Origin of the sequence: Brevibacillus sp. HB1.1 (assembly GCF_013332445.1) — a bacterium.
GTDB classification, from domain to species: domain Bacteria; phylum Bacillota; class Bacilli; order Brevibacillales; family Brevibacillaceae; genus Brevibacillus; species Brevibacillus porteri.
In genome coordinates this window covers 674,849-700,320 of the sequence record NZ_JABMIV010000002.1, presented here as the reverse complement: position 1 = coordinate 700,320, position 25,472 = coordinate 674,849, and the positions used below count along the sequence as shown (strand labels likewise).

The 25,472-nt window shown below is 47.2% G+C and carries 25 protein-coding genes and 1 other annotated feature; of the genes, 17 read left to right on the top strand and 8 right to left on the bottom strand.

The window, feature by feature from the left end; all coding sequences use genetic code 11:
- Positions 1–11 precede the first annotated feature (11 nt).
- The 4 genes from ccsB to HPY27_RS08165 all read left to right on the top strand — a co-directional run bounded on the left by ccsB (position 12) and on the right by HPY27_RS08165 (position 4,977).
- A complete protein-coding gene (gene ccsB, locus HPY27_RS08180; RefSeq protein ID WP_174224761.1) occupies positions 12–1,241 on the top strand; it encodes a c-type cytochrome biogenesis protein CcsB in 1,230 nt (409 codons plus the stop codon).
- Between the two features lie 88 nt (positions 1,242–1,329).
- On the top strand, positions 1,330–2,046 hold the full coding sequence (locus HPY27_RS08175; protein WP_012686105.1) for a response regulator transcription factor: 717 nt from the start codon (positions 1,330–1,332) through the stop codon (positions 2,044–2,046).
- A gap of 1 nt (position 2,047) precedes the next feature.
- On the top strand, positions 2,048–3,832 hold the full coding sequence (locus tag HPY27_RS08170; protein ID WP_069844671.1) for an ATP-binding protein: 1,785 nt from the start codon (positions 2,048–2,050) through the stop codon (positions 3,830–3,832).
- Positions 3,833–3,846: 14 nt separating this feature from the next.
- A complete protein-coding gene (locus tag HPY27_RS08165) occupies positions 3,847–4,977 on the top strand; it encodes an HAD family hydrolase (protein ID WP_173621589.1) in 1,131 nt (376 codons plus the stop codon).
- 41 nt (positions 4,978–5,018) lie between these two features.
- Here the strand turns inward: HPY27_RS08165 and HPY27_RS08160 are convergent, their stop codons facing one another.
- The 6 genes from HPY27_RS08160 to HPY27_RS08135 form a co-directional block, all read right to left on the bottom strand.
- Entirely contained in the window at positions 5,019–5,294 is a 276-nt protein-coding gene (locus HPY27_RS08160) for a hypothetical protein (protein ID WP_026043038.1), read from the bottom strand.
- A 12-nt stretch (positions 5,295–5,306) separates the two neighbouring features.
- Positions 5,307–6,590 (bottom strand): ArsB/NhaD family transporter, encoded by a 1,284-nt coding sequence (locus tag HPY27_RS08155; RefSeq protein WP_017248074.1) that lies wholly within the window; start codon positions 6,588–6,590, stop codon positions 5,307–5,309.
- Positions 6,591–6,707: 117 nt separating this feature from the next.
- Complete coding sequence (gene serA, locus HPY27_RS08150; RefSeq protein ID WP_173621590.1) at positions 6,708–8,291, bottom strand: phosphoglycerate dehydrogenase; 1,584 nt, start codon at positions 8,289–8,291, stop codon at positions 6,708–6,710.
- Positions 8,284–9,438, bottom strand: coding sequence for a pyridoxal-phosphate-dependent aminotransferase family protein (locus tag HPY27_RS08145; RefSeq protein ID WP_174224760.1), 1,155 nt, complete (start codon positions 9,436–9,438; stop codon positions 8,284–8,286). The genes serA and HPY27_RS08145 overlap by 8 nt, the downstream gene beginning before the upstream one ends.
- A gap of 70 nt (positions 9,439–9,508) precedes the next feature.
- Positions 9,509–9,757 (bottom strand) — a binding site (T-box leader).
- Between the two features lie 369 nt (positions 9,758–10,126).
- Positions 10,127–10,333 (bottom strand): ferredoxin, encoded by a 207-nt coding sequence (locus HPY27_RS08140; RefSeq protein ID WP_007724004.1) that lies wholly within the window; start codon positions 10,331–10,333, stop codon positions 10,127–10,129.
- Between the two features lie 103 nt (positions 10,334–10,436).
- Positions 10,437–11,348 (bottom strand): hypothetical protein, encoded by a 912-nt coding sequence (locus HPY27_RS08135; protein ID WP_017248077.1) that lies wholly within the window; start codon positions 11,346–11,348, stop codon positions 10,437–10,439.
- 80 nt (positions 11,349–11,428) lie between these two features.
- On the opposite strand from HPY27_RS08135, the gene HPY27_RS08130 reads away from it, so the two are divergent.
- From HPY27_RS08130 to HPY27_RS08105, 6 genes are all read left to right on the top strand, one after another.
- On the top strand, positions 11,429–12,544 hold the full coding sequence (locus HPY27_RS08130) for a YpbB family protein (protein ID WP_017248078.1): 1,116 nt from the start codon (positions 11,429–11,431) through the stop codon (positions 12,542–12,544).
- Positions 12,541–14,052, top strand: a complete 1,512-nt coding sequence (locus HPY27_RS08125; protein WP_174224759.1) for a RecQ family ATP-dependent DNA helicase — start codon at positions 12,541–12,543, stop codon at positions 14,050–14,052. Before HPY27_RS08130 ends, HPY27_RS08125 begins: the two co-directional genes overlap by 4 nt.
- A gap of 16 nt (positions 14,053–14,068) precedes the next feature.
- Positions 14,069–14,647, top strand: a complete 579-nt coding sequence (locus tag HPY27_RS08120; RefSeq protein WP_174224758.1) for a CPBP family intramembrane glutamic endopeptidase — start codon at positions 14,069–14,071, stop codon at positions 14,645–14,647.
- Complete coding sequence (locus tag HPY27_RS30345; RefSeq protein WP_173621593.1) at positions 14,644–15,321, top strand: LysM peptidoglycan-binding domain-containing protein; 678 nt, start codon at positions 14,644–14,646, stop codon at positions 15,319–15,321. Before HPY27_RS08120 ends, HPY27_RS30345 begins: the two co-directional genes overlap by 4 nt.
- Before the next feature lie 50 nt (positions 15,322–15,371).
- Positions 15,372–16,286: an NAD(P)/FAD-dependent oxidoreductase gene (locus HPY27_RS08110; protein ID WP_174224757.1), complete on the top strand. Its 915-nt coding sequence runs from the start codon at positions 15,372–15,374 to the stop codon at positions 16,284–16,286.
- 376 nt (positions 16,287–16,662) lie between these two features.
- The gene (locus HPY27_RS08105) at positions 16,663–17,262 is read left to right on the top strand and encodes a genetic competence negative regulator (protein WP_174224756.1); all 600 of its coding nucleotides are present in this window, start codon (positions 16,663–16,665) and stop codon (positions 17,260–17,262) included.
- A gap of 72 nt (positions 17,263–17,334) precedes the next feature.
- Here HPY27_RS08105 and HPY27_RS08100 read toward each other — a convergent pair whose 3' ends face one another.
- Positions 17,335–18,078 carry a PIG-L deacetylase family protein gene (locus HPY27_RS08100; RefSeq protein ID WP_174224755.1) on the bottom strand — a complete coding sequence of 248 codons (744 nt, stop codon included), beginning with the start codon at positions 18,076–18,078 and terminating at the stop codon, positions 17,335–17,337.
- A 311-nt stretch (positions 18,079–18,389) separates the two neighbouring features.
- On the opposite strand from HPY27_RS08100, the gene HPY27_RS08095 reads away from it, so the two are divergent.
- The gene (locus tag HPY27_RS08095; protein WP_017248085.1) at positions 18,390–19,679 is read left to right on the top strand and encodes a Glu/Leu/Phe/Val family dehydrogenase; all 1,290 of its coding nucleotides are present in this window, start codon (positions 18,390–18,392) and stop codon (positions 19,677–19,679) included.
- A gap of 636 nt (positions 19,680–20,315) precedes the next feature.
- On the opposite strand, the gene HPY27_RS08090 is transcribed toward HPY27_RS08095, so the two are convergent.
- Positions 20,316–21,287 (bottom strand): asparaginase, encoded by a 972-nt coding sequence (locus HPY27_RS08090; RefSeq protein WP_174224754.1) that lies wholly within the window; start codon positions 21,285–21,287, stop codon positions 20,316–20,318.
- Between the two features lie 82 nt (positions 21,288–21,369).
- Between HPY27_RS08090 and prsW the strand changes: the two genes are divergently transcribed.
- The 6 genes from prsW to HPY27_RS08060 all read left to right on the top strand — a co-directional run bounded on the left by prsW (position 21,370) and on the right by HPY27_RS08060 (position 25,316).
- A complete protein-coding gene (prsW, locus tag HPY27_RS08085) occupies positions 21,370–22,044 on the top strand; it encodes a glutamic-type intramembrane protease PrsW (protein ID WP_017248088.1) in 675 nt (224 codons plus the stop codon).
- Between the two features lie 20 nt (positions 22,045–22,064).
- Positions 22,065–22,223 (top strand): hypothetical protein, encoded by a 159-nt coding sequence (locus HPY27_RS08080; RefSeq protein ID WP_007716480.1) that lies wholly within the window; start codon positions 22,065–22,067, stop codon positions 22,221–22,223.
- A 26-nt stretch (positions 22,224–22,249) separates the two neighbouring features.
- Positions 22,250–22,909: a cell wall hydrolase gene (locus tag HPY27_RS08075; RefSeq protein WP_017248089.1), complete on the top strand. Its 660-nt coding sequence runs from the start codon at positions 22,250–22,252 to the stop codon at positions 22,907–22,909.
- 32 nt (positions 22,910–22,941) lie between these two features.
- On the top strand, positions 22,942–24,309 hold the full coding sequence (gene ypeB, locus HPY27_RS08070) for a germination protein YpeB (protein WP_017248090.1): 1,368 nt from the start codon (positions 22,942–22,944) through the stop codon (positions 24,307–24,309).
- Positions 24,310–24,424: 115 nt separating this feature from the next.
- Positions 24,425–25,108, top strand: coding sequence for a flagellar brake protein (locus tag HPY27_RS08065; RefSeq protein ID WP_174224753.1), 684 nt, complete (start codon positions 24,425–24,427; stop codon positions 25,106–25,108).
- Between the two features lie 25 nt (positions 25,109–25,133).
- Positions 25,134–25,316 carry a hypothetical protein gene (locus HPY27_RS08060; RefSeq protein ID WP_174224752.1) on the top strand — a complete coding sequence of 61 codons (183 nt, stop codon included), beginning with the start codon at positions 25,134–25,136 and terminating at the stop codon, positions 25,314–25,316.
- Positions 25,317–25,472: the final 156 nt, after the last annotated feature.

Sequence of the window (25,472 nt, the reverse complement as noted above, 5' to 3'; positions counted from 1 at the left end):
GTACAAACAACGTGCAGCTCATTCAACTGAGTGACTGGTTACTGGATGTCGCGTTTCTGCTCTACGTCATCTCGTCTATCGTCTTCGCTGTAGCCGTGACGGGTAAAAACTGGGCAGGGCGGGATCCCAAACAACATGAGGATCGCTATGGACGAATTGCGTATTGGTTAGCCGTTATCGGTTTTGTGGCGCAAACAGGGTATGTGATGGCTCGCTGGATTGCCGGCGGCCATAGCCCGACGAGTAACATGTTTGAGTTTATGGCATTCTTGGATTACTGTATTATCCTGGCCTACTTAATTATTTACCGGATCTACAAGCTGACCTCGATTGGAGCGTTCGTCCTTCCGCTTGGGGTTATCATGCTCGCGTACTCGTACGTGTTCCCGAAGGAAATCACTCCATTGATTCCGTCTTTGCAGAGCTACTGGCTGCATATTCACGTGACGACTGCTGCACTGGGTGAAGGGATTTTGGCAGTTGGTTTTGCAGCGGGTCTGATGTATTTGATCCGTACCGTTCCGCAGCATATTTCGACGAAAAGTACGAAATGGTTGGAGATCGTGCTAGCTGTGGTCTTGATGCTCGTTGGTTTCATTTTGATGGATTCTTCTTTTGCTCGGATGGATCAAAAGACGGTATTTGAGATGAAGAAAGAAGAAATGAATGCAGCAGGACAGATGGTAAAACCGAAAGTGGAGTACATTCTCCCTGCAATTGTTGCACCTGCTGATGCAACCATCATCAAGGAAGGTCCAATTTCACCACTCTTTGAGGCACCTACCTGGATGGAAGGAAAAGACGCTGCACGTAAATTGAACACGATGCTGTGGTCAGTCCTTACAGGGGGAATTCTATATGGCGGATTGCGCTTGATTTTCCGAAAACGATTAGGGGCTGCTATCAAGCCTTCCGTTGAGAGTGTTGATCCTGAACTTCTGGACGAGATCAGTTATCGAGCAATCAGTATCGGATATCCGGTGTTTACCCTCGGGGCCCTAATCTTTGCCATGATTTGGGCAGAAGAGGCATGGGGACGATTCTGGGGCTGGGACCCGAAGGAAGTATGGGCATTAATTGTCTGGCTCTTCTACAGTGCCTACTTGCACTTGCGTCTATCCAGAGGATGGATCGGTGCAAAATCCGCATGGATGTCCGTCATCGGGTTTGTCATTATTTTGATTACACTGGTCGTGGTCAACTTGGTCATTGCTGGTTTACACTCCTACGCTGGGGTGTAAAATTTCCTCGAAAAGCTGGTTTTACCACCAGCTTTTTGGACTATCTTCTAACGGTTTTACGATATTATGAGAGCAAGAGGTGTTTCAGATGGAAAAAATGGCACGTATTCTCGTAGTGGATGATGAAGAGCGCATTCGCAGACTTCTGAAAATGTACTTGGAAAGAGAAAACTTCCTGATTGATGAAGCAGATAATGGAGAACAAGCAGTCGAAATGGCTGTGGGAAGTGACTATGATATCATTTTGCTCGACCTGATGCTGCCAGGAATGGACGGGATCGAGGTATGCCAGCGTGTTCGTGAATTCAAGGCAACCCCAATTATTATGTTGACAGCAAAAGGGGAAGAAACGAACCGCGTTCACGGGTTTGAGGCAGGGGTAGACGATTATGTCGTGAAACCGTTCAGCCCGCGGGAGGTCATGTACCGGGTAAAAGCGATTCTGCGTCGATCTTCCGCGACAGCTTATTTGAAGACAGAGACATTCAACAGTCATTCTGTCCTTGTTTTCCCGGAATTGACCATTGACCACGATGCACACAAAGTCATCGCAAGTGGCCAAGAGGTGAGCCTGACTCCAAAAGAGTATGAGCTGTTGCACTACCTGGCATTGTCGCCGGATAAAGTGTTTACGCGTGAAGAATTGTTAAAAGATGTGTGGCACTACGAGTTCTTTGGCGATTTGCGCACGGTGGACACGCATATCAAGCGTCTCCGCGAAAAATTGAACCGTGTTTCTCCGCAAGCTGCCAATATGATCGCCACGGTTTGGGGCGTCGGATACAAACTAGAGGTGCCTAAGTAAAGTGGACGTTATTTTTCGCAGTGTAGTCGGAAAGCTATGGATGACCATTATTGCCTTATTTGCTCTCGTCTTGACGATCTTCAGTTTGTTGCTCGTTCAATCCTTTGACAGCTTTTATAGCAATCGGCAGTCCAAGAATTTGCACGATCTGGCAGATGGCATCGCAATCGGTTTGGCGCAGAGTCCGGATATGACAGCAGCTATGGAGATGGCTTCCAGGTTTGGCTTGGTCCATCATACAGGCATGGTCATTCTCGATGAAAAAGGTAAGCAAGTCGGTATGAGCGAAGGGGCTGGGCTCCCTCGTATTCCAGTAGAGCAATTGCTCCAAAATCCTGCTTTGCGTTTGCCTGATGCGCTGGCAGGTAAGCATCCTGCTCCCAAAACGATTTATATTAATGTGGAGAATTCCGCTGATCACACGAACAACAAGCATGAAATGCTTGCGGTCGCTGTGCCTTTAGAAATGGCAGCAGGGAAAACGGGCGCAGTGGTCATGTATCAGGCGATTGAAGATTTTGATGATACGGTTAGTGAAGTCAGATTTTTAATCTTTGTGGTTGGCGTCATCGGATTCGTCTCTACCACTGTATTCGCCTTTTTCCTCTCATCGCGTCTTACGATTCCATTACGTCAGATGAAAGAAACGGCGCATCGCATAGCGGAAGGGGACTTTCATGCTGAAATCCCGATTAGGACCCAGGACGAAACAGGTGAACTGGCGGCTTCGTTTAACACGATGGCAAGCAAGCTCAATCAGTTAGTCGATGCCCTGTCCAAAGAGAAGGAGCAGCTGGCGAGTGTCCTTAGAAGCATGGTAGATGGTGTTGTGATGATAGATGCGAACGGCAAGCTGGCCGTAACGAATCCGCCAGCAGAACGATTTTTGCGAGATTGGGATTTCGAGCATTTGGATGAGCCGGTGCCGCTGTTCTCATTCTATCAGCAGGTTTTGCAAACGGGACAGGAAGTGACAGAGGATATCCCTGTTCAAGGGCGGATCTGGTCCGTTGTCATGGTACCTTTGAATGATCGGGATCAAATCCGTGGAGCTGTCGCAGTTCTTCGGGACATCACGCAGGAACGAAAGCTAGATAAAATGCGTAATGATTTTGTGGCTAACGTATCCCATGAGCTGCGAACACCTCTATCCATGCTGCAAGGGTACAGTGAAGCGATTGTGGACGATATCGTGGCTACACCGGAAGAGCATAAAGAATTGGCGCAGATCATCTATGACGAGTCAGCGCGTATGACCAAGCTGGTGAATGAATTGCTCAGCTTGGCACGGATGGAAGCGGGGCATGTTGAATTGTTCCAGGAGACGATGGAACTGCGTCCGTATTTGGAGCGCATTCAACGTAAATTCACCAATTTGGCGAGAGAACGCGAAATCCATCTCTTCCTCGAAATATCGACGACGCATACGCATGTGCTCATGGATCCTGATCGCATGGAGCAAGTGCTAACGAACTTGATCGATAACGCACTGCGACATACGCCAAGTGGAGGAAGCGTCACCATTCGTGCTCGCGGAGATAAAACGTTGCTGGTTGAGATAAGCGATACAGGCAGTGGCATTCCGCAAGAAGATTTGCCGTTTGTTTTTGAGCGATTCTATAAAGCAGACAAGGCTCGTACACGTGGACGACTAGGTGGAACTGGTCTTGGACTAGCCATCGCGAAAAACCTTGTCGAGGCACACGGGGGCACCATCAGTGTGCAAAGTAAACTGGGTGAGGGAACGACTTTTACAATCGCCATGATGCTGCATAAAAACAAATAGGAGTGTAGAGAGAAATGATCAAAACGATCTTATTTGATGTTGATGGGGTTATGTTGAGTGAAGAGCGTTACTTTGATGCTTCTGCATTGACAGTGTGGGAATTTTTGTACAGTCCGCAGTATGTGGGGCTTGCAGGGGAGGAATTCACACCAGCTCCAGAAGAAGCGCAAATCAGACGAGTTCGCGAGCAAGTTTTCGCTCATGATGAAGTGCTGAATTTCATCAAGTCACGTGGAATCAACTCCAACTGGGACATGGTTTTCCTCGCGTTTTCCTATCAGTTGATTCGTATAATTGAAGCGGTTAAAACGCAAGTGCCAGAAGCAACGAGCCTTCTCAGCGAACAAATTGATCGACCGCAACTAGCAAAAGTGAAAGAGTGGGCAGCCACTTATGCTCCTGATTTCCAAGTAGACTACGCAGCGTTCACCGCTGATTTTGCCAAAGGTTCCGCACAAAAAGCAGAAATGTTGCTCTACTTGAATCAAATTGCAAAAGAGCGTTGCGGTGTTTCAACAGATATGTTCTCTCGCAATAGTGATCTATGGCAGTTGATTCAAAAGACGTTTCAAGAATGGTATCTCGGTGATGAGCGTGTGGCGGCATCAATTGGCCGTGAAACCATGCAGCCGGGCAAGAAGGGCTTCTTGTCAGACGAGATTCCGATTGTACCGCCAGCAGAAATGGTCGAGTTGTTCCGCACGTTAAAAGAAAAAGGATACACACTGGGGATTGGAACAGGGCGCCCTACCATCGAGACGCATGTTCCCCTCAGTGAGATGAACATACTGGAATGGTTCGACCCGAACCGCGTCGTAACTGCCTCTCACGTACTCGATGCGGAAGAAGCATTTCCTAGCTTTGCGCCGATGTCCAAGCCACACCCTTATTCCTATGTAAAAGGGTTGCTCGGACTCGATGCACCGATTAGCGATGCTGTCCATTTTTCATTGCCAATCGAAAATGGAGAAGAGGTATTGATCGTCGGCGATTCACTCGCAGATTTTCTAGCGGCTCGCTCCATCGGTTGCAAGTTTGCAGCGACATTGACTGGACTGTCTGGTCAAGACGCGCGCAGCAAGTTTGAAGAGGAAAAAGCAGATTTTATTCTGGATGATGTTCGCGATATCCTGTCCATTCTGTAGATAAAAAAAACTCCGCCGTTTCTACATACGGCGGAGTTTTTTTATTCCCAACAAATCGATTGCAAGCATTTGAAGCGAAAGGCGTCAATCAAAAAGGATTCAATCATGTCCGTCCTAACGATTACTTCAAAAGAACCGTCTTCACGAGAAAAAAACATGACATCCGTATAGTCTTTGTTCCCTTCAAAATAACGGCGAACTTCTTTCACACGCTCTCGCATTGATTCGGTTTTGACGATGATCTGGAAAGATACGCCCTGCTCAGAAACAACTTCCTTTATCTCGATTTCCTTTTCATCATAGGTGTAATGGAACAAATGGATTCCTCCTCACCAAATAAAATAACGCAGGTAAACGTAGAGATGAGCAATCATGATAGAGATAATCATCAACGGAAAGGCGACCTTCATAAAGCTGAAAAAGCCGATATGATAGCCTTCCTTTGAGGCCAAGCCAGCTACAATCACGTTGGCACTCGCTCCAATCAAGGTACCGTTTCCTCCTAAACACGCCCCGAGTGCAAGGCTCCACCAAAGAGGCTCCAGGTTGGTGATCCCGAGGGCTCCCATTTCCTTGATCATCGGAATCATGGTGGCGACGAATGGGATATTGTCAACAAAGGCAGAGGCGATCGCACTCAACCAGAGGATCAACAGGGAGGTGTTCAATGGATCTCCACCCGTCAGATTCATTGCTTCCGTTGCGAGCTTTTTGATCACGCCTGTTTCCACTAAACCAGAGACGAGAACAAACAGACCGATGAAGAAGAAAATCGTATTCCACTCGACTTTGCTGATCGCGTCTTCTAAATAATGCTCTCCGGTAAGGAGGAGCAAAAGAAAAGCTCCAGTTAAAGCGATGGTTGCCGACTCCAAGTGAAGGGCCCCATGGAGCATGAAACCAATAATGGTCAATCCCATCACCGTCAAAGACTTTTTCAATAAACGGCTGTCGGTAATTTCATCGCGCTCATTTAACTGCATGATTTTTGCACTCAACTCAGGTGACGTTACTAACTGCTTGCGGTAAATCAAGACCAAGCAAACAACGGTTACAGCCATAATGACGATGATAATTGGGCTCAAATTCACAAGAAACTTCATAAAATCAAGCTCAGGTACAGAACTGCCAATCATGATATTCGGTGGGTCACCGATCAATGTAGCTGTTCCTCCGGCATTAGAAGCGATAATTTCACTGATTAAAAAAGGTATCGGATTAAGCTCGAGCTGGCGGGCGATGCTAAACGTCACAGGTACGATGAGAAGTACAGTGGTAACGTTGTCCAAAAAGGCGGAGGCAACGGCCGTGATCAAGCTCAGGTAGACGAGGATGCGAATCGGTTTGCCCTTTGCGACCTTTGCCGCACGGATGGCCACATACTTGAAAACGCCGGTTTGCGCCGTAATGGCAACCAAGATCATCATCCCAATAAGTAGGCCGAGCGTGTTAAAGTCGATATGGTGAATTGCTTGTTCCTGTGTAACGATCCCGAACAAGACCATGAGAATTCCGCCCGACATGGCGACGATGGTTCGATGTAACTTTTCGCTAATAATAAATGCATAGGTAACTAAAAAGATAGCAATAGCGAATAATGCCTGGTTCGTCATAAGAAGCTCCTTCCTAGGTGTGTAGAATTATCTTGTCCCATTATAGCTCTAACCAAAATAAGGGTAAAGAAAAAGACCCGGCAAATGGCCAGGTCTTTTTCATAGGAAAAGGAGAACCTACAGCTCGATTTGTGTAACGCTTTTCACTTCCGCCAGCTCGCCCATCGTATCGAGAAGCTCTGGCGTCAATGGTTTGTCGACAGAGAGCATCATGATCGCGTCTCCACCGATATCACGGCGTCCTACCTGCATCGTTGCAATGTTCACGCTGTTTTCACCCAAGATAGAGCCGACACGTCCGATCACACCTGGACGGTCATTATGGTGAATGTAGAGGAGGTAGCCCTCAGGCGCTACGTCAATCGCAAAGTCGTCAATTTTTACAATACGCGCACCATAACCATTGAGTCGTGTTCCAGACACTGTGCGTGTCTCTTGCGTTGTTTTTAAGCTAACGGTCAGTAAGTTCGTAAAGCCTTTGTTTTGTGCTGCCTTTTGCTCCGTTACGGTGATGTCACGCACTTTTGCCAGAATCGGGGCGTTCACATAGTTGACTTCCTCGCCCAAACGGAAAGACAGCACGCCTTTGAGGACTGTCCGAGTCAAAGGAGACGTGTCTACATCCGTCAACTCACCGCTATATTTAATCGAAATCTCCGAAATGGAACCTACCGTCACTTGGGCAAGGAAATGTCCCAGCTTTTCACCCAACGTAAAGTATGGTTGAACTTTTTCCATCACGTGCGCAGGGATCGAAGGCAAATTCACTGCGTTTTTGAATGGCTCGTCACGAAGAACCTTCAGGATTTCTTCCGATACGTCTACGGCCACGTTTTCCTGCGCTTCAATAGTCGAAGCTCCTAGATGTGGAGTCGTTACTACTTGTGGCAGACCAACAAGAGGGTTGTCTACAGGTGGTTCTTCTTCGAAAACGTCCAGAGCTGCCCCCGCGACTTTTCCAGTGGTAATCGCCTCGTAGAGAGCCTTCTCGTCAATGATTCCCCCGCGAGCGCAGTTGATCAAGCGAACGCCATCTTTCATTTTCGCAAATTCACGCGTGCTGATGATATGGCGGGTTTCTTTTGTCAGCGGAGTATGGACGGTAATGAAATCAGCTTTGCGGCAAATTTCATCAACAGTCGCGTTGGTTACGCCCATCTTTTGTGCACGTTCCTCGGTCATGAAAGGATCGAAGCCCATAACAGTCATGCCAAATGCTTTTGCACGCTTCGCAACCTCTGAACCGATACGGCCCATCCCGATGACTCCGAGTACTTTGTTGTTCAACTCAACCCCTTGGAAGCTTTTGCGATCCCATGTACCGTCTACCAGCTTCTTGTGAGCTTGAGGGATGTTACGAGCGACAGCCATCAGCATGGCAAACGAATGCTCGGCAGTAGAGATGGTGTTACCGTCTGGAGCGTTGATGACTGGAATACCCGCTTGGGTGGCAGCGTTGATATCGATGTTATCGACCCCAACACCCGCACGACCGACTGCCTTCAGCTTTTTGCCGGCAGCGAGTACTTCTGCTGTTACTTGGGTTTGGCTGCGTACGAGGAGTGCATCGTAGTCGCCAATCACATCGATTAGTTCGGCAGGGGAGAGGTTTGTTTGACGAACAACTTCTACATCAGAAGCGTCCAAGAGCTGTTGAATTCCAAATTCGCTTAGTGGGTCGGTAATGAGTACTTTATACATGTGCAATGAGCACCTCCTGAGCAGCTTTTACACCAGCACCCAGCTCTACTGGGGCACCGATTTGGTGAAGCGACAATTCGATGGCAGAAATGACTTGCAGGACATCCAATGGTTCGCAATAACCCATGTGCCCGATACGGAAGATCTTGCCTTTCAGGTGCTGCTGTCCGCCAGCAATCGTGATGTTAAATTGCTGCGTTAACATTTTGCGGAGAGCTTCTGCATGAAAGACACCAGAAGGATCGCAAGAAGTTACGGTCGTCGATGCATACTGATCTTCCGCCATGAGTTTGATGTTTAATGCTTTCATCGCTGCGCGAGTCATGTCTCTCATCAGTTCATGGCGCTTTACGATAGCTGGCAAGCCTTCTTCCTCCAACATATCCAATACTTCGGCGAGACCGAAGATGAGGGATACAGCAGGCGTATACGGTGTTGTTTGCTCTGCCAAGCTCTTGCGGTATGCTTTCAGGTCCAAATAGAAGGCGAGCGATTTGTTTTGCTCAATCACTTGCCATGCGCGTTCACTCGCAGCGAGGAAGGCAAGGCCTGTTGGCAGCATGAAAGCTTTTTGCGAGCCGGTTACCACGATATCGACACCCCAAGCGTCCATCTCGCATGGAACCGCACCGAGGTTGCTTACCGCATCCACAATGAAGAGGGCGTCCGAATGTGTGCGGATTGCTTTCGCCAAATCAGCAATCGGATTTTCTACCCCAGTGGATGTTTCACAGTAGGTGGCAAATACGGCTTTTACTTGCGGCTTTTTTTGCAAGAATGTTTCAACCAGCTCAGGAGTTACGGCGTTTCCCCAAGGCACTTCTAATCGATGGGCGACTATACCGTAACGCTCGCAAATTTTTGCAAAGCGCTCACCAAATGCACCGCTGATGAGGACAGCAGCTTCATCGCCTGGTTGGAGCGTGTTTACGACGCCCATCTCCAGCGCGCTCGTTCCGCTACCTGCCAAGATGTATACGTCCTGCTTGGTGCCAAAGTAAGGCTTTAGTCTTTCAGCAGTACGGGCGAAGAGAGTGGAAAATTTGCCGCTGCGGTGTCCAATCATCGGTTGGCTCATCGCAGTTTGAACACGTGGTGGAATGGGGGTAGGACCAGGGATTCTCAAGATCATTTTGTCTGCAAACATGGTTTTCTCCTCCTATATATGTGCATATCAAAAAAACCTCCCGTTCTCACACTGCTCCTATTACAGAACAGTGAGGGACGAGAGGCTTTGCTTCGCGGTGCCACCCTCATTCGCTCTTTTTTTCTCAAAAAAGAGCCTTGGTAGGTACATGACCTAAAAGAGATAACGGATCTACCGTTTGCGTCTACTGGGATGGTGAACCCTCTTTTCAACGCAGCAGCTCAGAAGTGCTTAACCGTGGGAGAAATCGCCGATTCGCAGCAACCATCGGCTCTCTGGGGATTTCTCGATCACAGCGTTTCTTCGTCAACGCCGTTGTTTTATAAGGTGTTTCGTAAGATTTGTACTTACGATATCACGTCAAAATAACACCGTCAAGAAGAAAAACAAGAAAAAATGAACATTATTTATTTTAAATCGCTTATCGTTCGTGAATAATGCTCAATTATATGCTAGAAACACCACAAAAATGACCAAAACACGAACATTAAGATATTGACATCACAAAAAATGGAAAAAACGCACTTTAATGTTCGGTTTTTGCTGTTGCTTTTATCATACCGAAAAATCACAAAAGAAAGAACGGAAAGTTGTCGATCATTCGTTCAGTGGAGGAGAGGAGGGCATAATGAAAAACCTCTTACATACCGGAGTACGTAAGAGGTCTCTTCCATTAATAGATGGAATACTATTCCACTTTAATAGAGTCGGTCGGGCATCCTTCAGCAGCATCACGAACATCGTCATGCAGGATATCCGGGATTTCAACGCTGTTAGCATTGTCATCCAACTTGTTGAACGCAAGGCCCTCATCGTCGTAATCAAAGACGTCAGGAGCCGTGGCGCCACAAGCACCGCAAGCAATACAAGTATCTTTATCTACCCATGTAGTCATCGTGGTTTCACCTCCCATACCGAAGTGGTACGTCCACTATCATAGACCATTGTATGCTCTTGGTGACAAGATTTCAAGATTGAATCAGTCTAAAAATGTACGACTACTTATAAAGAGGGATTTCAGGTGCCCTCAGCACGGAGTAGAGCTGTGTGTTCAAGCGTTTAAAATCTCCCGCAGATACTGCATCTGTCGCGTTCAAAATCTTTACGGCAGCGGCTAAATCCTTGATTCCTAGTGCTTGAACTTCATTAGACGCGATGAGCAAATCAAGTCTTGCAGTCAGGTCCTCAGGACTATAGCTGCTCCATTGATTGCTTGCCGACATGGCCACAGCTGCGAGATAGGTGCGGTAGTGAAACGGATACTGCTTCCACTGCGCGGTGTTAACGGCTCCAGGTACTTGTTTCGGCATGGCTTGCTTGACCACATAAGCCGATTCCCAAGACGCGATGGAGTGATAGACCATTTCCTGTGCGGTTAGCCAATTATTTTGGAAAAGCGTCAGGCTAGCTCCAATAGAAGCAGGCGTAGCATTATTTTGATCGGAACGAATCTGCTCCATACTATCCAAATACGCCCGTACACTGTTCGTAAAAGTGGCGTGAGCTTGTCTCAGCATGGGTGACGTTGGCAAGGGAACACTTTTCTCCAGCTCTTTCCTTGTCTGGTCAGCTAAATTGCTGAGCTGCTTCAAGCCATCCGTCCGTTCACTTTCGTTCATTTGATTCCATTTATCCATCGTATCAAAATGTGCTTGCTTCAGATCAAGCAGCGGTGCATAAACGGCATAGTAAAATCGAATAAAGTCCTGTTCATTGTACAGCTTTTGCTCACGCAGCAGTTTTTCTTTTTCGGCTTCCTTTTTCTCTGCTTCGAGTACGGCGGCTTGTTCCGACTCCAATTGTGTCTTCATATAATGGGCCCCGAAAAAAAATCCACCAACTGTGCATGCAAGTGTTATGATGATCATGTACGCCATCATAAATTCAGTTCTTTTCAATCGTTTTGTCATACTATCCTCCAAATCCAATGATGCAGTTTACTTCGCTTACTTTGAGCTTTGAAAAATATAGAATGATGTAAGGAGTACCAATGAACAGTCGGAACAGTGCGGCAGAGGAGCAGGACCTTTTATGTGCGGTCGCCTTGAATGCCATGTTACCTCTGGCCAATGAACGAACGCTGCAATCAGCCTACTACATACTGCGTGGCAGAAAAGCCAATCAGACACTGCAAGATGTGCATTTGTATACCCTTTATCCGTATTATCGGATGTTTTCTCGTTTTCCAAGAGAGGATTGGGAGAAAATAGTTTCAACTTTATTTCAGGCGGGCTGGATTTTACCAGTTGATGCAGGTGGAACGAATTCGAAGCCGACATTTACCTTTTCTGATACAGGATTGCAGCATGCCAAACATACGTACCAAAAATATCGGTTTGATGTATGGTTCGCACCTTTTACCCAGTCCGATTTGGCGGAGCGAATCGAACCATTTTGGAGTAGGCTTCATCTAATGGTGCAGACGATCTCGCAAATGCATCATGGTGATCTCGGTTTCATTCCGGTCGTTTCGGACAAGACGGCGCAGCGTTGGGTAAAAAACCAATTGGCTGATGGGGCAATGCGAACTGCTTGGAAGCAGCAATTGTCTGACGAGCTATATCGATTGTGGGAGCCCTTGGATGAAGGTGTTCAGGAGCTTTTATTTTGTCAACTGTCAGGAGTAGGACAAGTCGGCAAGACCTTGGGACAGGTAGCAGAGATTCGCCAAACGAGTCGTAGCTATCTCATGCTGCAGTTTCGATACGGACTTGCCGCGTCGATTCAGACGCTGCTTGCAGAGAGCAATCATTATCCTCTTTTATCAAAACTTGTTACAGAATCGCACAAGCTTGATCCACGTCTAACCGAAAGTGCTGCTCGAACGTATGCCCTTCTTCAGACTGGCAGTGACAAAAAAGAAATAGCGAAGAAACGACAAATGAAAGAAAGTACGATAGAAGATCATTTGGTAGAGATTGCCTTACGCTGTCCGGAATGGGATATGACAACGTATTTACCGAATGAGTTGGCAAAAGAGATCGTGGAGACGAGTGAGCGACTCGATACAAGCAGACTCCGGCTCATCAAGGATCAATTGGAAGCAACAGTGACGTATTTGCAAATCCGATTGGCACTGGCACGAGCGACAAGGGGGGCAAAATGAACCAACAGCTCATGCACGACAGATTAAAGCTGCATTTTGGATACGACTCATTCCGTCCCGGTCAGGAGTCCATTATTGAACGTGTATTGTCTGGACGAAGCGTTCTCGGGTTATTAGCAACAGGTGGCGGGAAATCAGTGACGTATCAGCTTCCAGCAATGCTTTTGCCGGGTCTGACCGTCGTGGTTTCCCCGTTAATCTCCTTGATGGTTGATCAGGTGCAACAGCTTCGAGCACGAAAAAAAATTCCAGCTACCTATTTGAACAGCATGCAAGATCCGACAGAGTCCCGCGAAATTTTAAAAGGGCTCGCAGAAGGCGCGTTCAAGCTGTTGTATATTTCTCCAGAAAAGCTTCAACAGCCCTATGTCCAACAAGTGTTAAAGCGGACGAGGGTGTCTTTGATCGCCATTGATGAAGCGCATTGCATCTCGCAATGGGGACATGACTTTCGCACAGATTACTTGCGATTGCCACAAGTCGTGAAACAGTTGGGAGCCCCTCCCGTTCTGGCTGTGACGGCTACCGCTACGGCGACTGTTCGTGAAGAAATTTGCAGCTTGTTTTCCATTGAAAAAGAAGACGTCGTGTTGCAATCCCTTAATCGGGCGAATATCGCCTATGATCTGGTTGAAGTTGCGGAGGAAATTGACAGGCGTTCGTATGTAATTGATCAGATGGATCGTTTGCAGGGCCCTGGGATCGTTTACTGCAGCACACGACAAGCGGTAGATGTATTGGCAGCCTCTTATCAACTCGATGGGAAAAAACGCGTTCACGGTTACCACGGGGGGATGAACAGCATGGAGAGAATGCTGATCCAATCCCAATTTCTCGCGGGCGAGTTGGATGTTATTATTGCAACTAATGCGTTTGGTATGGGGATCGACAAACCAGATATTCGCTACGTCATCCATTACCAAATGCCAGCCAGTTTGGAGGCATACGCACAAGAAATCGGGCGGATCGGCCGTGACGGCAAGCCTGGGTATGCGCTGCTTTTATTTTCGTGGGACGATTGGCAGATTCATCAACACATGCTGGAGAAAGAGTACCCGACACAAGCGCAAGTTCAAAAATACGAGCAGTTGTGCAATACCGGAGTACCCTTGACGAACGAGGCATTGGCGATGGTGGACATATCCGAAGAAATGGGTGCACTTCTTGCCTTTTATACGGAAAGAGTGCTGGCCTCCTACGAAGCTGCCGCTGCGGGTGAATCGTATCCGAAGGCTCAAATCATTTGGCAGGAAACGGAAAAAAGAAGAAGCTTTAAGCAAAAAAAGCTGGCAGAAATGGTGTCTTACGTAAGAGGAGAAAACTGTTTGCGTGCGAGCATCAATACGTATTTCAAAGAAAATGATCATCAATTTGATCTATATTGCTGTAAGAAATGTGGCCTAACTACGGATGCGTATTTCCAAACGAATGACCATACAATCGCAAAGAATGAACAAATCAAATGGAATTTGCGGCAGGCGTTAGACACTCTTTTGCCGAACAAATAAAGGAGAGAAACATCGAGTGAGGGAAGATCGGCTAGAGGTGGATGAAGCCACGCTTCGGCTGAATCTATGGTTGACACAAGGAATCGTGATGGGAGTGGCTGCTGCCGGTAGCTTATTGGTGTTGGGCTGGGATGCTACTCTGTCCTTGTTTACTTTGCCAGGCTGGAACGCCGTACTGTGGGCCGTGTTTGTAGCCGGAGGTATTATCACCGCGAGTATGGCGATGGATCGTTACTTGCCTAAGCGATGGCAAGATGATGGCAGTATCAATGAGAAAGTTTTTGGGACCATGTTACCATCCACTACGATTCTCGTCTGTATGATAGTAGGAGTGGGAGAGGAATGGCTATTCCGGGGAGTCATTCAATCTCTTACCGGGAATTTTTGGAGCAGTCTTATTTTTACACTGATCCACGTACGTTATTTGAAAAAGCCGCTCATGATCATAAGTGTATTTGGTACAAGCTGGATCTTGGGACTCTTGTTTTCCCACTTTCAGTCCCTTTGGCCCTCGATTGTGGCTCATATCCTTATTGACGTCATGTTAGCATTTTATTTACAAAATACGATCAAGAAAAAGGGGGAGGAAGAGTGAATCTCGAGCATAATCCATTACCACCCCGACGCTCCCGTCATACTCGCCCTAAAGCGTCGTTCTCGTTTAAAAAGTGGATTCAACCGGGATTATACTTGTTTGGACTCGTCTTTTTCGGGTTGATTGGTCTTGAGTTGTACAGGGCCAATGTCCCACACGAGTCAGCAGCTTCTGGTAGTGTTGAAGTGAAAGATGTTAGTAAAGCGAGTACCACTTCGCAAGGAAGCAAGGCAGGGGAAAAGGAGCCTGTATCTGTCGTTCTAGATGCTACGCCTGATCCCAGTGCAAGCGTGACCACCCCACCTGCCAAGGTGAAAACGATCAAATCAAAATCAATTGAGCCTGCAGTGAAGGCGACCACAAGCGTACAGACACCTGCTGTAAGCCCAGTCCCAGCTCAAACTTCGACTGGTACACCTGTAAACAAGGCAAACCAGATCGCGAGTACTTCTACTAGCAAAGTAGCTATACCGGGAAAACAAGCTTCAACACCGCCTACAACAAAATCGAAGGTCGTCAAGCATGTGGTGAAGAAGGGTGAAACGTTGTTTATGCTGTCACGAAAGTACTATGGAAATAATTCGAACGTAGGACGAATCGCAAAATATAACAGACTTCATTCAGAAGCAGGGCTCGTTGAAGGAAAAATTGTCTGGGTTCCCCTCGTTCAGTAATGAGATCGTGCTCCACTGGCAATGCTATCGGGAAAAGGATAAGCAGGTGGATGCAAGTGGAGTATGATACCGTCATTGTCGGCGGCGGGATTGCGGGGCTTCAAACCGCAATCCAACTAGCAAGATGCCTTCGACGCGTTGCAGTCATTGACATGCCGGGTGGTCGATCAACAGTCGCCAAAGCCTACCGAAACATTCTCGGATTTTCGGAGGGGGTTAGTGGCGATTTTTTGCGTCAAGCGGGCAGGGAGCAAGCGCAAAAATACGGCGCAATCTTGATAACAGATGAGGTAACAAAGCTTGCTACTGATTCAAGCGGCTTATTTACGATAGGTACGAAAAGTGGCATACATACGCTTACTTCGCGAACGCTGGTATTGGCATCCGGCATTCGCGATCCGTTTCCAACGATCCCTGGCTTCTCCGATTGTGTAGGAATATCAATTTTCTTGTGTCCCGACTGTGACGGCTATGAAACCGTTGAGAAAGACACGGCAATCATTGGAGCGGGCCCACACGCTGTTTCGATGGCCGATGAACTTATTTATTATACAAACAAGTTAACCGTGATTAACCATGCAAAAGTGCAGGTGGATACGCAGGCTGTCTCTGGACTAAGTCAGCGAGGGATTATGTATCGGGAGGAAAAAGTATGTGCCCTTCATCATACGTCGGGGCAATTGCAAGAAATCGAGCTCTCTTCAGGTGAACGCTTGTCTGCAGAAAGAGCGTTTCTTGCCTTTCCTGGTGCTCATGCTTTAACAGAGCTTTTGCGTGGTTTTTCCGTGCAAATTCATGAAAAAGGCCACATTCATACGAATCCGCGAACAAAAGAAACCGATCATCCCAACCTATGGGCTGTCGGCGATATCAATCAGCATTCTCAGCAAGTGTCGATTGCCATGGGGGATGGAACACAGGCGGCCATTTGGATTCAAAAGCGGCTACGTGAATATGAGAAGTAGAAAAACGCCTGATTCTGGGCGTTTTTTCATGTACAAACCTTTATGAATGAGAAGGAACCCGAACTAGCAGAGCCAAATATAAATACAGAAGAAGAACCATGAGGGGGAACTTTTCCTGGGAAAGCGCAGGAAATGACAGGCAACAACAAAGTTTCTTTTTTCGTGAGTGGATTCGACATCGATAGGCGAATGCTGCGTAGGTGTCATGGTAGCTTTTGTTCCAGTAACTAAATGTGATATGATAGGACTACCCCTTATTTTCCAGTCCATCAAAAAATGGATGAATGCCAACAGGTATTCGCCGGAGAATGTGGAGAACTCTTACAGGCTTACCATCATATTTTGTAGTACGACTGGATGGCGAGGAGGGACAGTCATGCGTGTTGAACGCCTTGGTCAAGATAAAATACGAATCTTTTTAACTTTTGACGACCTCACAGAGCGCGGGATAGAAAAAGAAGACATGTGGCGTGACATTCCTAAAGTTCATGAACTGTTCAACGACATGATGGAACAGGCTTATCACGAATTAGGGTTTGAGGTATCAGGGCCTGTTGCAGTTGAAGTGTTCGCCTTGCCAGCTCAGGGAATGGTCGTAATCGTAACGCGTGGCAAGACGGGCTCAAAGGACGGAAAAGAAGAAGAATTCGAAGACGATGATGTATACGAGCTAGAGGTCACGTTGGAAGAAAGCGATCTGATCATGTATGCCTTCCGGGACTTTGAGCATATGGTTGAAGCTGCCCATCGCATTAACGCCCTTTTGACCAATGGCGGAGCTGCCTACTTCTACCAGGGGAAATATCATCTGGTGCTGGAGGAAGTCGACTTGGATCAGGAGCGTTATCACAAGTTAATTGCGATCCTCTCTGAGTACGGAGAAGCGACGCCGATAACGATTTATGTGTTGGAAGAATACGGGAAAGTGATCGTTGCCGACGATGCTGTAAAAGAAATATGCAGGCATTTCACGTAATCGGAACGAAATGTCTGGGAATATAAAACAGCACCTAGTCAACCAACTAGGTGCTGTTGCTGTCTGTACAGATTATGCTAGGCCGTCAAAAAAATCAGCCTCTTTACCTTGAATGGTATAGTTCGGAAGGCTGTGCCAAGCCAAGATGTAATGATTGTTTGGCGGAACAGAATGGTGCTCGCCTTTTGTTACCCCTGGGAAAACGCGTTCTACTGATAGGTGCTGTGTTCTGTGCGCCCGCAAGGCATCTGCGACTTTTTGCATGTATTCGGGGGCGTGAATGATCGTCGTAATGCTCTCGATTGGATCCGTAAAGGGAGGCTTTATTGTACCAAATCCTTCTTCGGACGAGCGAGTTGCGTAATAAAGCTTTCGCACACTCATATCTGGGCCTAAAGAGAGGACAGCCTGGGTGGTAGCATGACTAATCGCCAAATGGTCAGGATGTCCGGAGATGCCATGCGGTGCAAACGTGACGACGATTTCCGGTTGGATCTGGTGAATGGCCTGATGGATACGAGTAACGAGCTCATCTACAGGCACTGAGTTTAGGAACTTATCCTGATATTCCCAGACGTCTACCTGATCGAACCCGAGTATGGCACAAGCGTCGCGAAGCTCTTGCTCGCGAAAGCGGGGGAGCTCTTCGGGTGAGCATAACGGTGGTTCACCAGCTTTTCCTGCTTGCCCTTTTGTTGCACACAAGAGATGAGTGCTGGCCATTTTCGTTTCACTATATTTGGAAATGGAAATCCCACAAGCAAACGTTTCGTCATCGGGATGGGCAAAAACAAACAAAATAGACTTTTTTTTCATAAAAACACCTCCATGAATAAACTTCCACCATTACTGTTTCCATTATGGCATAAATTCACTATTCCTGTAATGAAAGAAACAAGTTTGGGGACAATACAAGCATGACTGGACGTGCATTTGAAGCTGTTTGTGAAAAATGCAGTCTGTAAAAGCGATTTCAAAATGGATGGTAAATAATTGAATGATTATGCAAAACAAGGCACGAAAACGTTTTCGAAATGGAAAAAAAACATTTTTAAGCTTCTCATAAATGATACAAGCGTGTATACTAAAGGCGGCATTGACCGAAAACATTTTTGAGGTGGTAAGTAATGGGTAATCAAGACGTGGTAACCGAAAGCACCGAAGGGAAAGAAAAGCAAGAATCATTGAACTTGCTCCATTCAACTCAAACGGTGATCAAGGAAGCACTGGAGAAACTAGGTTACCAAGAATCGATGTTTGAACTCTTGAAGGAACCGCTACGCGTTTTGACTGTACGTATTCCGGTTCGCATGGATAATGGCGAAGTAAAGGTATTTACGGGCTATCGTGCACAGCACAACGATGCAGTAGGTCCGACCAAGGGGGGCATTCGTTTCCACCCGGAAGTTACTGAGGATGAAGTTAAAGCACTTTCTATCTGGATGAGCCTCAAAGCAGGTATCGTCGACCTGCCATATGGTGGTGGTAAAGGCGGTATCATTTGCGACCCGCGTGAAATGTCCTTCCGCGAACTGGAAAGACTGAGCCGCGGTTACGTTCGCGCAATCAGCCAGCTTGTGGGCCCTACTAAAGATATTCCAGCTCCGGACGTCTTTACGAACTCACAGATCATGGCGTGGATGATGGACGAATATAGCCGTATCCGTGAATTTGACTCGCCTGGTTTCATTACGGGTAAACCAATTGCGCTGGGTGGATCCCATGGCCGCGAAACAGCTACTGCAAAAGGTGTAACGATTTGCATCCGTGAAGCAGCGAAACGTCGCAACATCGACGTAAAAGGTGCTCGCGTAGTTGTACAAGGCTTTGGTAACGCTGGTAGCTACTTGGCAAAATTCATGCATGACGCAGGTGCTAAAGTTGTAGGTATCTCTGATGCTTACGGTGCCCTGCATGATCCGAACGGTTTGGATATTGACTACTTGCTGGATCGTCGTGATTCCTTTGGTACAGTTACAAAACTGTTCAACAACACGATTTCCAACAAAGAGCTTTTGGAACTGGAATGCGATATTTTGGTTCCGGCAGCGATTGAAAACCAAATCACAGCTGCAAATGCTCACAACATCAAGGCGTCAATCGTAGTAGAAGCGGCAAATGGCCCAACTACTTTGGAAGCGACCAAGATTTTGACTGAGCGTGGAATTCTTCTGGTTCCAGACGTACTGGCAAGTGCCGGTGGTGTGACTGTTTCCTACTTCGAGTGGGTACAAAACAACCAAGGCTACTACTGGTCTGAAGAAGAAGTAGAAGAGAAGTTGGAAAAAGTAATGGTTCGTTCGTTTGAAAATGTATACAACATGTCGCAAACTCGTCGTATTGATATGCGTCTGTCTGCTTACATGGTTGGTGCCCGCAAAATGGCAGAAGCTTCTCGCTTCCGCGGTTGGGTATAATTTTCCAAACAACCCTCCATATATTGAGAAAACATGGCTTCGCCGTTTTGGCGGGGCCTTTTTTTATTGGCGTTTGTGATGTGGCTTTAGTGGAGAGAAGAATATTTCCAGTCTAGGCTCCAGGCTCCGTCCTGCTAGGGGGTGAGACTGCCCGCTCCGAAGGGATTTGCGGGAAACGGCAAAAGTGGTAGCCGCTTCGTAGTATGGGCACGTTGCGTTTCTTTTGCCCGCAAATCCCTTCTCCGCTTGGTAGGACTCCACAAGTCGCTACGTCTGGAAATATTCTTCTCTGGCGTAACCGGTGACAATCTTCATTCTTTTAAGGCACTTAAAACTCGGTTAAACACGGAAAGCTTGTAGAGGAAACAGGAGAAATAAGCGAAGATCTTAGGGACACCGACCGAGACGGAATGGAAAAAGCGAAACACGCCCTTAAGCGGCCACCTCTGAGGCACATCCTGAGAGGACCACTTTGGCCGCGGTTTCGCTTTTTGCATGGAGGCGGGCAGTCAATCCCACAGGGGGTGGCCCTAGAAGCTGAGTATTTTCTCCTGTTTCCGCCCCACCACAACAGCAACGTACAGTTCATTAAACAAAAAAAACCTCCTGAAGAGCCAGGAGGTTGTAGTCATTTAATTACTGGTCGAACAACTGCTGCAGCTCGTTGAAATCCCGTGTTTTTTGCAGCGTTACAATTAACTTGAGACGAGCCTTTTGCCCATTCAAGCCATTGGAGAAGATGATGCCCATCTCTTTTAGTTTGCGGCCTCCACCTTCATAGTCATAGATATCCTGTACCTGGCCATTGTAGCACCGGGAGACGAGCACGATGGGTATGCCTTTGTCGAGTAGTTGCTGCAGGGTAGGGATGATAGCGGGAGGAAGATTTCCTAATCCAAACGCCTCTACGACCAGTCCATCAATGTGTTGCTCCAATAAAAACTGCAGCCAAGCGGGCTCCATGCCTGCAACTGCTTTGATCAGCGGTACATTCGCATCAGCATGGGTAATGGCGTAATGCTCTCGATCCAATGGAGCATGGTGGTATTGCACACTCTTTTTCGCAATGGTTCCAATCGGTCCGTATTGTGGCGACTGAAAGGTAGCGACATTGCTCGTATGTGTTTTAGTTACGTGACGTGCTGCGTGAATTTCATCATTAAACACAACGATAACGCCTTTGTTCAAACTGTAGGAATCTGCGGCTGCACGAACGGAAGAAATGAGATTAACAGGGCCGTCCGCTCCGAGCTCATTGCTGCTGCGCATGGCTCCGGTAACGACAATTGGGACGTTAACCGATAAAGTCAAGTCGAGAAAGTATGCGGTCTCTTCCAACGTATCAGTCCCATGGGTAATGACAATGCCATCGTAGTGATCATTGTGAAAGGCTTCCTCAATATCGAGTCGCAGCTGATTCATGATCGCAGGAGTCATATGAGGGCTAGGTAGGTTGAGTACATTTTTCATGGTGACATCCGCGTGTTTTTCTAAAAAAGGAAGGATTTTGTTGACTGCTTGATCATCCAATGGCTTTACGCCTTCTGAGTCATCGACAGACATGGCAATCGTACCGCCTGTGTTCACTACCAAAATTTTTTTTGACATGATCTCTCTCCTGTAGCGGGTTTTCATCAACCAGTATTCATGGTACGATGAACAATAGTCTTGTGTAAAGGAGTAATAAAAGATGATTGCTTTGATCGGCGCGGCAGTTGCCCCCGGTATCGCCATCTTAAGTTACTTTTACCTGCGTGACAGTCTCGAACCGGAGCCGATTTCGATGGTGATCCGGTCGTTTATCTTTGGGATGCTGCTGGTTGTACCGATTATGGTGCTCCAGTACATCATGCAGAATGAATGGAACTGGCGGGATGGCATTGTCGCGGAAGTTTTCCAATCCGCTGTCGTGGAAGAATTTTTTAAATGGATGGTCATCTATTTTACGGTTTATAAACATTTGGAATTTGATGAGCCATACGATGGAATTGTTTATGCGGTTGCGGTGTCACTTGGTTTTGCTACGCTGGAGAATTTGTTCTACCTCATTATCAACGGAACGAATATCGCCATCTGGCGTGCCTTTCTGCCGGTATCCAGCCATGCGTTGTTTGCGGTGTGGATGGGCTATTATCTCGGACGGGCCAAGTTTTCCAAGGACGCCAAACATGAGCGGCTTTTTTTATGGATGTCGATTACCTTGCCAATCGGCTTGCATGCCCTGTACAACGTGATTTTTTTGGCAGTGCAAAACTGGTTGGTCGTGATTGTACCATTCATGCTCGTCTTGTGGTGGCAGGGCTTAAAAAAGGTACAAAGAGCACACGATTTCGGTTCTAAAAACCTCTCTTCACGTCCACAATAGACGGTAAGGAGGAGACGTACGTGCTAAAAACCGAACGAGCAAAAGTGACAATTCAATGCAATGTATGTGGAGAAAAGTTTACACTGCGTGGTCATCGAGAACCTGGAGGGCAAATAGAAACAGGGTTCAAGCAATGCCTGTGTGACAACGATAAGCATTTTCGGATTGACGAGTCCTGATCTTTTCCTTTCCCAACTGAAAAAGCGTGACAAATCTATGTGGGCCGATGCAAATAGCATCGGTCTTTTTCTATATCCAGATTTACATGCATAATCCATTCTTCCTCCACCAACACTATGCAAAGATTTCAATACATGCCAAGGAGGATTCAGCCGTGCGTACAATCTGGATCGCAGGTGTGTTAGTGATGTTGGTAGCAGCTGGCTTGAGTGGATACAAGGTTGTCTGGAAAGAAAAGAATGTAGCTGCCGTACAAGAACAGCAGATGGCTGCACCTGCTGCAAAGAAAAATACTGCCAAAACCCAAGCCAGCTTTCATCCTTCACGGGTCTCTGACAATGATTTGAAAATCATGGCGAATGCTGTTTACGGGGAGGCAAGAGGAGAGCCGTTTGAAGGGCAAGTAGCTGTCGCAGCCGTTATTTTGAACCGCGTCAAGAGTCCTTCGTTTCCTGATACGCCCTCGGCTGTAATATTCGAACCACGTGCTTTTACAGCAGTTGCTGATGGTCAAATATGGCTGACACCGAATGAAAGTGCGACGAAAGCAGTGAAGAATGCGCTAAATGGCTGGGACCCGACGGGAGGCTGCACGTACTATTTTAATCCGGATACAGCAACATCCGGTTGGATTTGGACCAGGCCGCAGGTCAAAAAGATCGGGAAACACATCTTTTGCAGATGATGGATACGTAATCAAAGGAGGAGTGGCAAGGGATGGTATATGGAGCAACAGCACGTGTGTTATTTCCCATTGCCCTGGTTGCCTTAATAGGCGCTGGCGTGTGGGGATATCAGGAGCACAATGAGAAGAACTCGGTCCTGATCAAAGCGGAAAACTCATATCAACGAGCTTTTCACGATCTCACTTATCATGTGGACAAGCTGCACGATGAGCTTGGCAAATCGCTGGTAGTCAACTCGCGCAGACAAATGACCCCCATTTTGACGAGTGTTTGGCGGCTTTCCTATGCGGCACAAGCGGATGTCGGACAACTCCCACTGACCTTGATGGCGTTTAGCAAAACCGAAGAAATGCTGTCGAGGGTCGCAGATTTTTCTTATCGCGTCGCTGTGCGTGATCTGGACAAGCAGCCATTGAGCCAGAGTGAATACAAGACATTGAAGAGCCTGCACACCCAAGCAAAGGATATCCAGGATGAGCTACGCAAGGTACAAACCCTCGCGATGGACAAACAATTGAGGTGGATGGATGTCGAGACGGCATTGGCCTCCAATAAAAGCAAAGAGGACAATTCCATCATCGATGGCTTCCAAACCATTGAGAAAAAAGTGCAGGAATACCCTGATTTAGACTGGGGCGTCGGGATACAGAGTCTCGATAAGAAAAAGCAGCAGCGAATCAAAGGGATCGATGGCAAAGCAGCCACCAAAGAGGAAGCAGAGAAGAATGCACTGGCGTTTCTCGGGTTGAAGCCAGGGGATGCGAAAGTAGAAGTGAATGAGAACGGCAAGGGGCAGGAATACTCGGCGTATAGTGTACGTGTCACGCCAAAAGGACACAAGACAGGCATTAACCTCGATGTCACCAAACGCGGCGGTAAAGTGGTTTGGATGATGAACGAGCGTGGGGTTGGTGAGGAAAAGCTGGACATGACACAGGCGGAAGAAAAAGGTCGCGTGTTCTTGCGTAACCACGGATTTGACAATATGCAGGTCTCCGAGATTGACAGCTACGACCGCAACGCACTCTTTACGTTTGTGCCTGTTCAGGATGGCGTCAGAATTTATCCTGACGGGGTGGTCGTCGAGATCGCGTTGGACAATGGAGAGGTTACTGCCTTTAACTCGACGGAGTATCTGTTTAATCACAAAAAGAGAATTATCTCCGAGCCTCGTCTCACGAAAGAAGAAGCAAGGAAAAAGGTCAATCCGAGTGTAAAAGTGACGGATCAACGCCTTGCTCTCATCGAAGGGAAAAACGATGGAAAAGAAGTATTGACATGGGAAATGACAGGTAGCTTTGAAGGAAATTCGTACATGGTCTATATCAACGCCATGAATGGAGAAGAAGAAGAAGTTGTGAAAATGGAAACGGGATCAGCACAGAACGAGGGACAATAGCGTTTGAAAAATCAGGGGGAAAGCTAGTTTTTTAGCGGCTTTCCCTATTTGCTGATTCGAAACAAAAGGGTATATAATGGAAAGGGTGATAGGGAAGGGGAGGAACATTTACTTTATGATGCTTCCACGAATAGGACAAACAATCAGACTAAACTTCACGAGTTCCTCAGAAGAAATGGAGCTGCAAACGTTCAAAAGCCGAGTGGCTGATTTGAAGGATGATGTAGCTTTCATCGAGTTGCCAACCAGCGAAAACACTGGACGGACTGGGATATTTCAACCAGGGACAGAATGCTTGGTTTGGTATGTTGGCGAGGATGGCTCACGCTATGAATTCCGCTCTGCGATTGTCGGCAGGCAAAACAACCACATTCCTGTACTGCTTTTGCAACTCCCAGCGAAAGAGGAGATTGTGCGCACACAGCGACGAAACTACTTGAGAATTGACACCACAGTAGACATCGCAGTCAAACTGGATGATCCGATTCGACGCTATCATTTTCTGGCACGAACGCTGGATATCAGCGGTGGTGGGCTGTCTTTTAGCTGTGAGGAAAGCTATCATTTGAAGGAAAAAGACAACTTGCAGGTCTGGATTTCCCTTCCAAGCAAAAATGGACAGGTTCAACATGCTTTTGTTGAGATGGAAATCGTCAGACAAAAACCGGCGGAAGAAAAAGGTTTGCACCAATGGATTTCGGGTAAGTTCACCCAAATCAGTGAGCAAGATCGGGCAAAAGTGGTTAGAGCGTGTTACGAGAGACAGCTAGAGCTTCGCAAAAAAGGCGTTGTGGATTGACGCTTCATCAGAGGAAGTGACCCTATTGACCAGTCAGTACAACGATCGTTTTCGCAGCTTTTCCAAACGGGTAGAAAAAGGCATCATGATTGGAATTGTCGTATGTGCGATTGTACTGACCGTAGGCGAAGTCCTCATTCAGTACGTACCCGCAAGACTAGTATTAATCGAAACAGAGCGCTTGGAAGGCGTGTCCAGAGAGCCCTAAAGGTTTGCGCATGCTTCCATACTATGGTACTATTATAGATAACATAGAAAACGGTCTTGGATCGTTTTTTGTAGACCGATAGTGGTCACAGCCAAATCCGAAAAACGCAATATCGTTTTTCATCACACAAAGAATGGGAAAGGGCTTCGACAGAAG

Bases quoted from the DNA above. Each gene is read 5' to 3' on its own strand.
- HPY27_RS08175 (WP_012686105.1), top strand. From the start codon at position 1,330: ATGGAAAAAATGGCACGTATTCTCGTAGTGGATGATGAAGAGCGCATT.
- HPY27_RS08165 (WP_173621589.1), top strand. From the start codon at position 3,847: ATGATCAAAACGATCTTATTTGATGTTGATGGGGTTATGTTGAGTGAA.
- HPY27_RS08155 (WP_017248074.1), bottom strand. From the start codon at position 6,590: ATGACGAACCAGGCATTATTCGCTATTGCTATCTTTTTAGTTACCTAT.
- serA (WP_173621590.1), bottom strand. From the start codon at position 8,291: ATGTATAAAGTACTCATTACCGACCCACTAAGCGAATTTGGAATTCAA.
- HPY27_RS08145 (WP_174224760.1), bottom strand. From the start codon at position 9,438: ATGTTTGCAGACAAAATGATCTTGAGAATCCCTGGTCCTACCCCCATT.
- HPY27_RS08140 (WP_007724004.1), bottom strand. From the start codon at position 10,333: ATGACTACATGGGTAGATAAAGATACTTGTATTGCTTGCGGTGCTTGT.
- HPY27_RS08135 (WP_017248077.1), bottom strand. From the start codon at position 11,348: ATGACAAAACGATTGAAAAGAACTGAATTTATGATGGCGTACATGATC.
- HPY27_RS08130 (WP_017248078.1), top strand. From the start codon at position 11,429: ATGAACAGTCGGAACAGTGCGGCAGAGGAGCAGGACCTTTTATGTGCG.
- HPY27_RS08125 (WP_174224759.1), top strand. From the start codon at position 12,541: ATGAACCAACAGCTCATGCACGACAGATTAAAGCTGCATTTTGGATAC.
- HPY27_RS08110 (WP_174224757.1), top strand. From the start codon at position 15,372: ATGCAAGTGGAGTATGATACCGTCATTGTCGGCGGCGGGATTGCGGGG.
- HPY27_RS08105 (WP_174224756.1), top strand. From the start codon at position 16,663: ATGCGTGTTGAACGCCTTGGTCAAGATAAAATACGAATCTTTTTAACT.
- HPY27_RS08100 (WP_174224755.1), bottom strand. From the start codon at position 18,078: ATGAAAAAAAAGTCTATTTTGTTTGTTTTTGCCCATCCCGATGACGAA.
- HPY27_RS08095 (WP_017248085.1), top strand. From the start codon at position 18,390: ATGGGTAATCAAGACGTGGTAACCGAAAGCACCGAAGGGAAAGAAAAG.
- HPY27_RS08090 (WP_174224754.1), bottom strand. From the start codon at position 21,287: ATGTCAAAAAAAATTTTGGTAGTGAACACAGGCGGTACGATTGCCATG.
- prsW (WP_017248088.1), top strand. From the start codon at position 21,370: ATGATTGCTTTGATCGGCGCGGCAGTTGCCCCCGGTATCGCCATCTTA.
- ypeB (WP_017248090.1), top strand. From the start codon at position 22,942: ATGGTATATGGAGCAACAGCACGTGTGTTATTTCCCATTGCCCTGGTT.
- HPY27_RS08065 (WP_174224753.1), top strand. From the start codon at position 24,425: ATGATGCTTCCACGAATAGGACAAACAATCAGACTAAACTTCACGAGT.